The organism is Solirubrobacter ginsenosidimutans, from assembly GCF_027587205.1.
Window position 1 is genome coordinate 59,905 of sequence record NZ_JAPDOD010000030.1, and the last position, 12,894, is coordinate 72,798.

The following is a 12,894-nucleotide window of genomic DNA, read 5'->3' on the forward strand; positions in this document are numbered from 1 at the left end:
ATGTGCCGCTGATCGCGGGCTGACCGGACGGGCGCTAGGCGCGGGCCGCCGGCCCTCGGTGGGAATCGTCGCGTTCGCTGCGGAACGCGGCGATCGCCTGCCCCGCGGTCGAGCGACCCGGCAGCCATAGGCGTCGTTCGGGTGCGTCGCCCGGTGCGTCGTCGAGGTCGGCGACGAACTCCGGCTCGGGATCGGGGAGCGGCTGGAGATTCGGGCGGCGGGCGGCGGGCGTGGAGCCCTCCATGGCCGCGGCGATCTCCAGGTGGTCGATGTCACCGGCGCGCAGCAGCGCCTGGGTGAGGCGCTCCAGCTGCTCGCGGTGCTCCTGGACCATGGCGATCGCGTCACGGTAGGCGTCTTCGACGATCCGGCGGATCTCTGCGTCGATCGTCGCCTTCGTCTGCTCGGCGAACCCGGACTGCGAGTTGACGATCTGCCCCACGGCGGGCGACAGGCCGTACTGCTCGACGGCGGCGCGGGCGATCGTGTTGGCCTTCTCGAGGTCGTTGGCGGCGCCGGAGGACACCGTCCCGTAGATGACGTGCTCGGCGGCGCGTCCGCCGAGGATGTAGATCAGCTGCTCGTGGATGTGCTGCGCGGTGTGCAACGCGCGGTCGGAGCGACCGACGACGGCGAACCCCGCCGCCTGCCCGCGCGGGTTGATCGTGGCGTGAAGGGTCTTGTCGACGCTCGGGCAGAGCTCGGCGCACAGGACGTGACCCGCTTCGTGATACGCGACGGCTTCGCGTTCGCCGGCGGCCAGCATCGCGGACGCCTTGCGCGGACCGGCGACGACGCGCAGGAAGCCCTCGAAGAGGTCCTCGTGGGTGATCTCCGGGCGCTTGCCGCGAGCGGCCATGATCGCGCCCTCGTTGAGCATCTCGGCGAGCTCGGCGCCGCTCGAGCCGGCGGTGACCTTCGCCAGCTGCGGCAGGTCGACGTCCTCGGCGAGCGGCTTGCCCTTGGCGTGCACGTTGAGGATGCTCAAGCGGCCGTCCTCGGACGGCGGGCCGACGTGCACGTGACGCGAGAAGCGACCAGGACGCAGCAGCGCCGGATCGAGCGTGTCCAGGCGGTTGGTCGCGGCGATGACCAGGAGCCGTTCGTTGCCGCCGAAGCCGTCCATCTCGACCAGGAGCTGGTTGAGGGTCTGGTCGGCCTCGCGGTGGCCGCCTCCCCCACCGCTGCCGCCGCCGCGCTTGGCGCCGACGGCATCGACCTCGTCGATGAAGATGATCGCGGGCGTGTTCAGGCGGGCCTTCGCGAAGACGTCACGGACGCGGGCGGCGCCGACGCCGACGAACATCTCGACGAAGTCCGAGCCGGACATCGCGTAGAAGGCGGCTCCCGCCTCACCGGCGACCGCCTTCGCGAGCAGCGTCTTGCCGGTGCCGGGAGGTCCGTAGAGCATGAGCCCGGACGGCATCTTGGCCCCCAGCCGCCGGTACTCCAGCGGAGCCTTGAGGAAGTCGACGAGCTCGGAGGCCTCCTGGACGGCCTCGTCACAGCCGGCGATGTCAGAGAACCGGACCGAAGGGAGCTCACCCTCCTTCTGCGCGTTCTTTGACTGCATGTCCTGCCCGGCGCGCGCGGCCTTGGCGTGCTTGCGCTGCAGGAAGAACATCGCGGCGATCATCGCGCCGATGCCGCCGAGCATCATCAGCGCGCCCCACGGAAACTGCGAGCGGGCGGTCGCGAAGCCGGTGTCGATCTTGACCTTGGCGCCCGCGGCGGAGAGCTCGTCGGCGAGCGCCTCATCGGTCGGCGGGTAGCCGACCTTGCGCTTCGAGCCGTCCTTGAGGACGACCTCGGCCTCGAAGCTCGCGGGCGACAGCGTCGCCGACTTGACCGCCTTGTCGGCGATCGCCGCGCGCAGGTCCGAGTAGGAGAACTCATCCGCGCTGTCGCCGCCCGCGGCCTTGACGGCCTGCGCGCTGGCGGTCGTGCCCGCCGCGTGAGCGTTGGCGGGCAGCAACGTCCACGGCGCCATGAAGCCGAGGACGATCATCGCCGTCGTGACGACGGACCGGAGAACGGCAGAGGGCAACTGGCGCGGGTTCGAGGACATGGAGGAGGTCCCTGATCGGATCGGATGGGTCCTGACCCTGGGCCCATCGGCCACTCTGCGCCGCGGCTTTAGCCTCACACGCCGACCGTGAGGTTCGCCACGTAGCCCTTGCTGACGCTCCCGGTCACGGTCGCCAACTGGTGAATCGCCCGGTCGTCGCTGAAGACGTTGTCGGTCGACAGCGAGGTCCTCGCGAGGTTGCCGACGCTGGCGGAGTACCCGCTCGTGGCGTACACCTTGCTGCAGATCGCCTTCGGCAACGCGATCTGCGAGGTCTTGACGATCGGCCCGCTCGCGACGGCCTTGGCGACCGACGCGTAGACCTCGAAGTGGATGTGCGGCCAGCGCCCGGAGTAGCACCCCGGGAAGATCGTCTTGAACCAAGCGGTGCCGCTGCTGTCGGTCCTGGCGATCCCGCGCAGGTAGTTCTCATCCTCGACTCCCGAGGAGTACATCGAGTACCTGCCGGAGCGGTCGCAGTGCCACAGGTAGACAGCGGCGCCGGCCATCGGCGCGTAGCCGGCGGAGGCGTCGGTGACGGTCAGATTGACCCGCAGCGGGACGCCCTTGGCGAGCGTCCGGCTGCTGCCGATGCTGCGCCGGATGTCGTGGCGCACGATGCCGGAGTCGTCGAGCACATCGGGACCGTTGGAGCCATCGCCCGGGTACGGCCCGGCGGTCTCGGTCGGCACCTCTGCCGTGGGCGACGCCGCCAGCGCCCGCGATGCACCGAGGGTCGTGAGGATGGCGGCGGCGCCGCTGACGCCGAAGATCCGCAGCGCGTCACGGCGCGACGCGAGTCTGACGAGATCCTCGTGAAGCCCGTCGCCGTGTGCATGGTCTGTGGTGTCGTGTCCCATGCAGGGCATCGTCGCCCCGGATGCTGGGAGCCGGCTGGGGATTGGCGGAGAGACGGCTGGCTGTGCGCGACGGTTGGGGGTACCGTGGCCGGGTGTCGCTCAGTCGCTGGATCCGCCGAGGCGTCGCGAGCGTTGGCGTCGGCTTGTTGCTCGCGATCGCGATCGGTGCGGTGAGGCCGCCGAACGTCGCCGACGCGATCGCTGACGCGGCGGCGCCGCTCGGCGTCTGGATTCATCTCGTCGTGGTGGCCTTCGTGTTTCTCGAGACCACGGTCCTGCTGGGGTTCTTCATCCACGGCGAGCTGGTGCTGATGCTCAGTGGCGTCGCGGCCGCGCGAGGCGATGCCTCGCTGGTCGCCTTGATCGTCCTGGCGTGGGGGGCCGCGGTGGCCGGCGACGTGGTCGGGGTGCTGCTGGGCCGCCGGCTCGGACGCCCGTTCATCGAGCGCCACGGCCGGCGGTTGCGCCTCGGCCCCGAGCGGTTGGCCCGGGTCGACGGCTTCTTCGCGCGTCACGGCCGCAAGGCGTTGTTCCTCGGGCGCTTCACGGGGTTCCTGCGCTCGGTGATGTCGTTCGTCGTGGGCAGCGCCGGCCTGCCGGTGCGCCGCCTGTTGCCGGTCAGCGCCGCGAGCGCGCTGGTCTGGACCGCCACGTTCACGGTGATCGGCTACGCGCTCGCGGACTCCTTCGCCAGCGCGGGGCAGACTGCGACGCGCATCACGTCCGCCGCGATCGTGGTGGTGATCGCGGCGTTCGTGATCCGGTCGCGCGTCAGTCGGCCGCCAGCACCGGCCGCGGCGCCGCGGCCCGGCGGCGCGGCCACAGGCGATCGCCCAGCAGCGTGAGCGCGGCGGGCGCCATCAACAGGCGCACGAGCGTGACGTCGACGAGCACGGCGGTGGCGAGGCCGATGCCGGTCATCTTGATCACCGGGTCGGGATCGGTGGCGAAGCCGAGGAAGACGGCGATCATGATCCCTCCGGCCGCGGTGATGATCTTGCGCGTGCCCGCCGATGCCGCCGCGATCGCCTCGCGGTGGCCGGCGTGCCGGTCCCACTCCTCGCGGACCCGCGAGAGCAGGAACACGTTGTAGTCCGTGGAGAGCCCGAACAGGATCGCGAACATGAACAGCGGCACGTAGGGCACGACCGGCTGCTGCTCGACACCGAGCAGCGAGGCACCCGTCGCGGTCTGGAACGCGAGCGTCACGACGCCGTAGGCAGCCGCGATCGAGGCGAGATTGAACACCGCGGAGAGCACCGAGATCCGCCACGACCGGAACGCGGCGAGGAGCAGCAGCAGTGACAGGCCGACCACGGCGCCCGCGAACAGCGGGATCCGCGAGGCGATCTTCTCGGCCTCGTCGCCGAAGCGGGCGGTGCGACCGCCGATGTACGCGGTCACGCCCGCGGCGGGGATGGCCTCGGTGCGCAGCCGGTCGACGAGCGCGCGGGTCTGGGCGTCCTGCGGGCCGTGCTTCGGTGTGACGGTGATCACCGCGGTGTCACGCGCGGGGTTGAGCGTGGGCTTGCTGACGTCGGCGACCTCGGGGTCGGAGGCGATCTCCTTCGTGAGCCGGTCGAGGGCTTTGCGGTCCGGCGACGTGACGGCGACGACGAGCGGCCCGTTGACGCCGGGGCCGAAGCCCTCGGCAAGACGGTCATAGGCCTGGCGCTGGGTGGTGTCGGGCGTGAGGTTGCGATCGTCCGGCTGGCCCAGCTCGAGGCCGGCCGCGGGCGCGGCGAGCGCGACCGTCACCGCGCCGGCGGCGAGTAGCGCGAGCACCGGCCGCTTGGTCGCCCACGGAGCGCGCGAACTCCGGGTCGGCGTGGCCGGTGCGTTCGCCTTGCGCTCCTTGCGCGGCAGCAGCTTCTCGCCGGCCTTGGCGAAGCGCGCCGGCAGCAGCACGACGCACACGATCGCGCAGGCCAGCACGACGAGGCCGGCGGCGACACCGGCACGACCCACGAACGGGATGCCGGTGACGAGCAGGCCTGAGATCGAGACCAGCACGATGCTCGCGGCCGTCAGGGCGGAATGGCCGGCGGTGGCGTTGGTCCGCTGCGCCGCCTCGATCGGGCTGCGGCCTGCGCGGAGCTCCTCCTGCTGGCGCGCGGCCATGAGCAGTGCGTAGTCGATGCCGGCACCAAGGCCGAGCATCCCCGCGAGCGTGGGCGCGAGCCCGGGCACCTCGGTGGCGGCCGCGGCCCACATCAGCGCGGCGAAGCCGAACCCGATGCCGGCGAACGCGGCACCCAGGGCATTGCGCGTGGCGCGCAGGTTGCGCAGCACCGCAAGCATGAGCAGGACGGCGATCACGAGCCCGATCACCTCACCGATGGGGAACCCACCGGTCGCGGCGCCGTCGATCGGCTCGCCGGACATCGCGACGGCGATCCCCGCCTTGGGAAGTCCGGCCGTCGCCTGCTCGAGCCGCTCACGTGCCTTGGAATCGAGGTCGGTCGCGGTCTGGTCGTAGCTGACGGTCGCGTACGCGGTCCGGCCGTCCTTCGCGAGGCGGTCCGGGGTCTTGAACGGATCTTCGACCGCGACGACGTGGGGCTGGCGGCCGATCGTGGCGAGCACGGTGCCGATCCGTTGCTTGCCGCCGGAGCGGTCGAGGGCCTTGCCGGTGAAGACCAGCGTGGCCTGGGTGCCCGACTGCGCGGGGAAGCGCTGCTCGAGCGTGTCCTGCGCCTTCTGGGACTCGATGCCCGGGACGGTGAAGTCGTCCTTGAACGAGCCGCCGGCCAGGACCGCGCCGGCCAGCAGCGCGACCAGCACGGCGATGACGGTGAGCGTTGCGGCTCGCGGGCGGCGCCCGACCAGCAGCGCGAGACGGGAGAGCGGGGAGGTCATGCACCGGAGAATACACAGACTCAGTCTAAAATCAAACTGAGTTTGTTATTGGACGCGGTATGCTTTGCCCATGCCCGGCCTGCGCGAGCGAAAGAAGGCAGCGACCCGCATCGCCATCCGCGACGCGGGCATGCGGCTGTTCGACGAGCGCGGGTTCGGCGGCACCACGGTCGATGACATCGCCGAGGCCGCCGGGGTCTCCCGCGCAACCGTCTTCACCTACTTCGCCACCAAGGAGGAGATCGTCTTCGGCGACGCGGCGGTGGCCACCGAGGCACTGGCGGCGCGCTTGCGCGACGGCGGCCAGTCCACCCTCGACGCCGTCCGGGCGTGGCTGACCGAGCTCAGCGGATGGCTCGAGCCCGAGATGCTCCTGCAGGAGCGCCTGCGCCACGAGGCGCCCACCGTCGCCGCGCGGCGACTGCAGCTCATCGGCGCGCTCGAAGACGTCATCGCCGCGGCCTTCGAGGCCGAGCTCGGCGAGGAACAGCAACTCGCCGCGCGACTGACCGCCGCGTCGCTGATGGGCGGCCTCAACGTCGTCGAGCAGACGGCCGCGGCACAGATGTCACAACGCGGGCAGGCCCTCTCCCCCGCGGAGATCGATCACATCCTCGATGTCACGATCGCGTACGTCGAGGCGGGCCTGGCGGCCGTCGCCGAGGCCTAGAGAACAGAAAGCACGTTCTCACCCGTGGGATGGTGAGCGAGCGTCGACTTTCGTGAGCAGAGCGCGAGAAACTCGACGCTCGCGTCGCGAGCGAACCGGAGCGCCTGGAGCTGCGCGAGGTTCGCGTGCTCGAGGTCCGGACGGCCGAGGGAGCCGGTCTCAGACGGAGTCGCGCACGCTCGCCACCAGCTCGTCGTCCCCGGCGAGGGCGGGATCGAGGGCCTCGAGGATGCGCCGGACCGCCTCAGGCAGCGGGCCGGCGGCGAGTGCGACCAACTCCTCGGCGCGAGGGTCGACGACCGGCGCACCCGCGCCGCGCAGGTGGCCGATCCACGCGGCGAGCGCGCGCACGGCGCCTGCCGGCATGCGCCCGGCCGACCGCTCGGCCCGCAGTACCGGCAGGATCCGGATCGGCAGCTTCTGCGAGCCGTCGGCGGCGATCTGGGCGAGCAGATGCCGCATGCGCGGGTTCGCGAAGCGCTCGAGCAACGCCTCGCGATAGCGCGCGAGGTCGTCCGCGGGCAGTGTCAGATGCGCCGACGCCTCCGCCCACCACGTCTCCAACCACGTGCGGCACGTCTCGTCGGCCACGCTGTCGGCGACCGTCTCGTGCCCGCGCGCCGACCCGGCGTACGCCAGCAGCGAGTGACCGCCGTTGAGCAGCCACAGCTTGCGCTCCTCGAACGGCGCGATGTCGTCCGTGAACAGCGCGCCGGCGTCCTCCCAGCGCGGGCGCCCGCCCGCGAAGCGGCCGCTGAGCACCCACTCGCTGAACGGCTCGGTGATCACGGGGCAGCGGTCACCCGCGACCGTGTCCTCGGGGGTCGTGCGCGGCGTGATCCGGTCGACCATCGTCGTGACCGTCGTGACCGACGCCTCGAGCCACTCGCGCAGGCCCGGATCGACCCGGTCCGCGAGGTCGGCGACGACCCGCGCGACCACGGCGCCGTTCTCGGGCAGGTTGTCGCACGGGATGATCGTGAACGGCCCCGCGTCCGCGCGCCGGCGCGCGGCGAGCCCCGCCAGGATCCGGGCCGGCGCCGTCCGTACGGGAGCGGTGGGGTCGGCCCGCAGCGCTTGGGCATCCGCCTGCAGCTCGGCATGAGCGCCGCGCAGGTATCCGGCCTCGGTGATCGTGATCGTCATGGCGCGCACGTCGGGCGAAGCCACGGTCGCGAGCCACGCATCGTGGCGCGCGGCGGGGTAGGCGCGCGCGAGGCTCGAGATCACGTCGAGGCGGTCTCCGTCGCGCGCCCGCGTCACGAGCGTGTAGAGCCCGTCCTGCGCGCTGAGTGCGCCGGCGAGCTCGGCGCTGCGGCCGCTGAACGCCGCGATCCCCCAGCCGTCGCCGGCGCGGTCGGTGTACCACGCCTGGTGCGCGCGGAAGAAGTTGCCGAGGCCGAGGTGCACCAGGCGCACCGGCGGCGCGGCCCCGCTGCGCGCCATCACAGCTTGAACACCTCCGTCGGGCGGCCGCTGACCAGATCGGCCATCACCTCACCCGCCTCGTCGGCGTCGAGCAGATGCTGCGCCACGAGCTCGGCCACCCACCCGGCGTCGAGGCGGCGGGACATGTCGTGGCGCGCGGGGATCGAGCAGAACGCGCGGGTGTCGTCGATGAAGCCCGAGGTGCGCGAGAAGCCCACGGTCTCGGTGATCGCGCGGCGGTAGCGCCGGATCGCCTCGGGCGCGTCGAGGAACCACCACGGCGCCCCCACGTAGAGCGAGGGGTAGAAGCCGGCCAGCGGCGCGAGCTCGCGCGAGAACACCGTCTCGTCGAGCGTGAACAGGACGAGGTGGAACCCGGGATGCGTGCCGTAGCGCTCCAGCAGCGGGCGCAGCGCATCGGTGAACTCGATCCGGATCGGGATGTCCGCGCCGACGTCGGGGCCGAAGCGCGCCGCCGTCGGGCCGTGGTGGCCGCGGCGCACGCCTGGGTGCAGCGTCATCACGAGGCCGTCCTCGCACGACATCCGGGCCATCTCGAGCAGCATGTGCCGGCGGAGCGCCGTCGCCTCGTTCCGCGTTGCCGTGCCGGCGAGGGCGGCGCGGAAGATGCGGTCCGCCGCGGCCGGCTCGAGCGGGTCGGTGCGGACGTCCTCGTGGCTGTGGTCGGCCGACGTCGCGCCATGGGCGATGAAGTGCCGCCGGCGCGCCTCGATGGCGGCCACGAACCCCGAGTAGTCCGCGGTGTCGATGCCGGACACCTGCGCGAGCCGGGCCATCAGGTCCGGCCAGTCCGGGCCCGCCGGCTCGAGGTAGCGATCGGGCCGGAAGGTCGGGATCACGCGGCCCGACCAGCTCGGGTCGGCGGCCAGCCCGGCGTGCGCGGCGAGGTCGTCGCACGGATCGTCGGTCGTGGCCAGGACCGCGATCCGGAACCGGTCATAGAGCGCTCGCGGGCGGAACGCCGGCTCGGCCAGGCGAGCGGTCAGCTCGTCATAGAGCGCATCGGCCGACGCCGCCGACGGCCGGCGTGTGACACCGAAGATCTCCACCAGCTCATGCTCGAGCCAGTACCGGACGGGAGTGCCGCGAAAGACGTCCCAGTGCGCGCACATCCGCCGCCACACCGCGCGCGATTCGCCCTCCGGCAGCGGCCCTTGCGCGACCCCGAGCGAGTCGAGCCCCACGCCGGACGCATGCAGCAGTCGCGTCACGTAGTGGTCCGGCGTCACCAGCAGCGTCGCCGGGTCGCCGAACGGCTGGTCGTCGAGCAGCAGCCGCGGGTCCACGTGCCCATGCGGTGAGATCACCGGCAGCTCACGCACAGCGCCGTACAGCTCGCGCGCGATCGCCCGGACTCCGGGCTCGGCGGGCAGAAGACGATCGGGGTGCAGCGCCATACCCGTAGAGTGCAGCAAGGCGGCCATGACACGCACGGTGACTCCGGAAGCGGCGCGGATCGGCGGACCCGGCGTCGTGCTCGACGACGAGCAGGTCCACAGGTTCGTGCGCGATCAGCTCGCGGCCGTGCCGCTCGACGGGCGCAGCGTCTGCGTGATCGTGCCCGACGGCACCCGCAGCTGCCCGCTCCCCCTCCTGCTGTCGGCGGTCGACGGCGCGCTGCGCGGCCGCGTCACCCGCCTCACCGTGCTCGTCGCCCTCGGGACGCACGCCGCGATGGACGAGCCGGCGCTGGCCGCGCACGTCGGCCCCGGCATCTCGGCGCGCAACCATGAGTGGTGGAATCCGGACACGTTCGTGAGCGTGGGGCGCATCGGCGCGCAGCGGATCAAAGCGCTCTCGCGCGGCATGCTCGAGCAGGGCGTCGAGGTCCGCATCAACCGCGCCGTCGTCGAGCACGACGTCACGCTGATCGTCGGGCCGGTCTTCCCGCACGAGGTCGTCGGGTTCTCCGGCGGCAACAAGTACCTGTTCCCGGGAGTGTCGGGCCAGGAGCTGATCGACGTCTCGCACTGGCTCGGCGCGCTGATCACCAGCGCGGAGCTGATCGGCACGCGCGGCGTCACGCCCGTGCGCGCCCTGATCGACGAGGCCGCCTCGCTGCTGCCCGGCGACCGGTTCGCGCTCTGTCTGGTGGTGCAGTCCGGCTCCGGCAAGCTGCACGCGGCCGCGTTCGGGGACCCACGTTCGGCCTGGGCGGCGGCCGCCGACGTCGCCGCCGAGACCCACATCCGCTACCTCGATGCCCCGGTGCGGCGCGTGCTCTCGCTGATCCCGGACAAGTACGCGGACATGTGGACCGGCGCCAAGGGCTTCTACAAGGTCGAGCCGATCGTCGCCGACGGCGGCCAGGTCGTCATCTACGCGCCGCACATCCGCGAGGTGAGCGCGATGCACCCGCACATCGCCGAGATCGGCTACCACTGCCGCGACTACTTCGTCAAGCAGTGGGATCGCTTCAAGGACACGCCGTGGGGGGATCTCGCCCACTCCACGCACCTGCGGGGCGCGGGCACCTACGACCCGGTCGACGGCGAGCGCCTGCGCGTCACCGTCACCCTCGCCACCGGGATCCCCGAGGAGCAGGTCCGCGCCATCAACCTCGACTACCTCGACCCCGCGCAGGTCGACCCCGAAGGCTGGGCGGCCGACCCCGGCACGCTGGTCGTGCCGCAGGCCGGCGAGGTCCTCTATCGCTTGCGTTGACTACGCCCCCGCGAAGGCCGCCTTGCACTCCGCCGTGATGCCCTCGAGATCCTTGCGCACCGCCGGCGCCTGCTCGCTGATGTTGCCGCTCCGCAACAGTCCGCCGAACGCGGAGAGGTAGGCCTTCGCGCAGTCGGCGGCGATCTTCGCCTTGGCCTTCGCGGCGTCGCGCTCCGCGTTGGCCTGGTCGACCTGCGCGTTGGCCTTCTCGGCGTCATCGGTCGCGTCATCGGCCTTCTGCTTGGCGTCCGCCGCCTCCTTCTCTGCCGTGTCGGCCTGCTTCTGCGTGTCCTCGAGCTCCTGCTCCGTCGCGGCGACGTCCTCCTGCGTCGCACCGAGCTCCCGCGCCAAGCCGGTGACCAGCGCCCCCGCCGCTACCAGCGCTCCGGGGTTGCCCTGGTCCTCCTCCGCGGTGGGCGTCGGAGTCTCGGTCGGCAGCGCCGTGGGCTCCTCGGTGGCGGTGGGTTGCGGTGTCGGCTGCTGCTGGGCGCTCGCCAGTTCCTTCTGGGCCCCGCTGAGGTCGTCCTGCGTGTCGTTGAGGTCCGCGTTCAACAACAGCGCCCAGACCAGCAGGCCCGCGGCGACCAGCCCCAATACGGCGCAGGCCCAGAGCCAGGTGTTGCGGTGCTGCTTCGGTGTGTCCGTCGACATGGCGGGTCCTCAGTCGATCGCCTGGCAGGCGATGGCCTGACGGGGGTCAGCAGCTGGCATGGGGTTCCTTTCGCGTTCTCATGCGTGAGCGGGTGCAGGCTCGATCGGGATCGTGTGCGCGCTCGCGGCCGCCGCGGCCGCCCGCTCGACGGCCGGCGTGCCCGTCGCGTGGTGGCGTCGCAGCAGGCGGATGAGCAGCACCCCGGCCGCCGACCAGATCGCCATCGTCAGCGCGCAGCTCCCCAGGCCCGCGGCGAGCGAGTCCGAGGCGGACTCGCCGGCCGCCTTGTGGTTGTTCGTGACCGCGTTGTTGATCATCGCGATCGCGGCCACCGCCACGGCGGCGCCGACGTAGCGCGCCATGTTCGAGATCCCCGCGGCGGAGCCGACCTGGTCGGCGGACACGGCGGCCGTCGAGCCCGACGAGGCGGGCCCGTTCGCGAGCCCGAGACCGACCGAGAGCACCAGCAGCGGAGCGACGAACGCCGCGTAGGTCCACGACGCGGTGACGAACGCCAGCACGGCGAAACCGAGCGTCGCCAGCGCGAACCCGAGCCCGACCGCCCGGCCGCCGCCGATCTTGCCGGCCAGCGGCGTGATCGCCGGCGTGATGGCGATCATCGCCGCGGCGGCGGGGAGCGTCGCCAAGCCGGCCTCGAACGCGCTCATCCCGAACCCGTTGGGGTCCTGGAAATACAGGCTGAGGACGTACATCAGCGCGTTGATGCTGCCCGCGACGAGCAGGATCGCCAGCGTGGCGCCGACCAGGATCCGGTTGCGCAGGAGGTCGAGGTCGACGAGCGGCGCGCTCACCCGCCGCTCGACCCTGACGAACAGGTACAGCGAGACGATCGCGACCGCGAAGCACCCCAGCGTGGCGACCGACGCCCAGCCCCAGTCGTTGCCCTTGCTGAGCGCGAGCACCACGGGGGCGAGCACGAGCGCGACGAGCACCGTCCCGGCCCAGTCGATCGAGCGCGAGCGGTTCGGATCGCGCGACTCCTGGACGGTGCGCAGGGTCACCGGGACGCAGAAGGCCGCGATCGCCGCGTCGATCCAGAACAGACCCTGCCAGCCCGTCGTGTCGACGAGCACGCCGCCGACCAGCGGCCCGAGCGCCCCGCCCGCGGCCGACGCCGCGCCCCACAACGTCACCGCCTTCATCTGCGACGGCCCCGACGAGGCGACGGACAGCAGGCTCATGCCGCAGGCGAGGATCGTGGCGCCGGACGCGCCTTGGATCATCCGGCCGCCGACCACCCCGGCGGCGCCCGTCGAGAGCGCGATCAACGCACACGACGCGATGAACAGCCCGAGTCCCGCGATGAACACCTTCCGGCGGCCGAGCACGTCGCCCAGCGCGCCCGAGGTCACGATCACGGCGGCGCCGACGAGCGAGTAGCCGGTGACCGCCCATTGCAACTGGGCGATCGGCGCGTCCACGTCCTGGCTGATCGACGGCAGCAGGATCGTCACCGCCGACGTGTTCGCGTTCACCACCAGCGCCGACACACAGGCGGCGAACAGGACGCCGCCGCCCGCCTTGCGGTCCTCGCGGGCGGCCATCAGTCCTTGATCACGTCGTCGGGCTCGGTCACGCGCACCTCCTCTTGAACTAGGAGGCACGATTGCCGCGGCGGCAACGCCGCGCATCACCCGGTGCGGATGACGCG

General features: G+C 72.1%; 10 protein-coding genes. 3 read left to right on the forward strand and 7 right to left on the reverse strand.

What is annotated here, in order from left to right:
* Nucleotides 1–34: 34 nt before the first annotated feature.
* On the reverse strand, nucleotides 35–2,047 hold the full coding sequence (locus OM076_RS27555) for an ATP-dependent metallopeptidase FtsH/Yme1/Tma family protein (RefSeq protein WP_270043330.1): 2,013 nt from the start codon (nucleotides 2,045–2,047) through the stop codon (nucleotides 35–37).
* A gap of 95 nt (nucleotides 2,048–2,142) precedes the next feature.
* On the reverse strand, nucleotides 2,143–2,928 hold the full coding sequence (locus OM076_RS27560; RefSeq protein WP_270043331.1) for an intradiol ring-cleavage dioxygenase: 786 nt from the start codon (nucleotides 2,926–2,928) through the stop codon (nucleotides 2,143–2,145).
* Between the two features lie 143 nt (nucleotides 2,929–3,071).
* Between OM076_RS27560 and OM076_RS27565 the strand changes: the two genes are divergently transcribed.
* Complete coding sequence (locus OM076_RS27565) at nucleotides 3,072–3,773, forward strand: DedA family protein (protein ID WP_270043332.1); 702 nt, start codon at nucleotides 3,072–3,074, stop codon at nucleotides 3,771–3,773.
* Here the strand turns inward: OM076_RS27565 and OM076_RS27570 are convergent.
* Complete coding sequence (locus tag OM076_RS27570) at nucleotides 3,700–5,787, reverse strand: MMPL family transporter (RefSeq protein WP_270043333.1); 2,088 nt, start codon at nucleotides 5,785–5,787, stop codon at nucleotides 3,700–3,702. The genes OM076_RS27565 and OM076_RS27570 overlap by 74 nt on opposite strands.
* 70 nt (nucleotides 5,788–5,857) lie before the next feature.
* Here OM076_RS27570 and OM076_RS27575 point away from each other — a divergent pair, with 70 nt between their 5' ends.
* Nucleotides 5,858–6,457, forward strand: a complete 600-nt coding sequence (locus OM076_RS27575; protein ID WP_270043334.1) for a TetR/AcrR family transcriptional regulator — start codon at nucleotides 5,858–5,860, stop codon at nucleotides 6,455–6,457.
* Between the two features lie 159 nt (nucleotides 6,458–6,616).
* On the opposite strand, the gene OM076_RS27580 is transcribed toward OM076_RS27575, so the two are convergent.
* Both OM076_RS27580 and uxaC read right to left on the reverse strand, forming a co-directional pair.
* Nucleotides 6,617–7,903, reverse strand: coding sequence for a mannitol dehydrogenase family protein (locus OM076_RS27580; protein WP_270043335.1), 1,287 nt, complete (start codon nucleotides 7,901–7,903; stop codon nucleotides 6,617–6,619).
* Complete coding sequence (uxaC, locus tag OM076_RS27585) at nucleotides 7,903–9,330, reverse strand: glucuronate isomerase (protein ID WP_270043336.1); 1,428 nt, start codon at nucleotides 9,328–9,330, stop codon at nucleotides 7,903–7,905. Before uxaC ends, OM076_RS27580 begins: the two co-directional genes overlap by 1 nt.
* Between uxaC and OM076_RS27590 the strand changes: the two genes are divergently transcribed.
* Nucleotides 9,329–10,570: a lactate racemase domain-containing protein gene (locus OM076_RS27590; protein WP_270043337.1), complete on the forward strand. Its 1,242-nt coding sequence runs from the start codon at nucleotides 9,329–9,331 to the stop codon at nucleotides 10,568–10,570. The genes uxaC and OM076_RS27590 overlap by 2 nt on opposite strands.
* Here OM076_RS27590 and OM076_RS27595 read toward each other — a convergent pair whose 3' ends face one another.
* The gene (locus OM076_RS27595; RefSeq protein ID WP_270043338.1) at nucleotides 10,571–11,221 is read right to left on the reverse strand and encodes a hypothetical protein; all 651 of its coding nucleotides are present in this window, start codon (nucleotides 11,219–11,221) and stop codon (nucleotides 10,571–10,573) included.
* A gap of 78 nt (nucleotides 11,222–11,299) precedes the next feature.
* Nucleotides 11,300–12,787: an MFS transporter gene (locus tag OM076_RS27600; protein WP_270043339.1), complete on the reverse strand. Its 1,488-nt coding sequence runs from the start codon at nucleotides 12,785–12,787 to the stop codon at nucleotides 11,300–11,302.
* Nucleotides 12,788–12,894 lie beyond the last annotated feature (107 nt).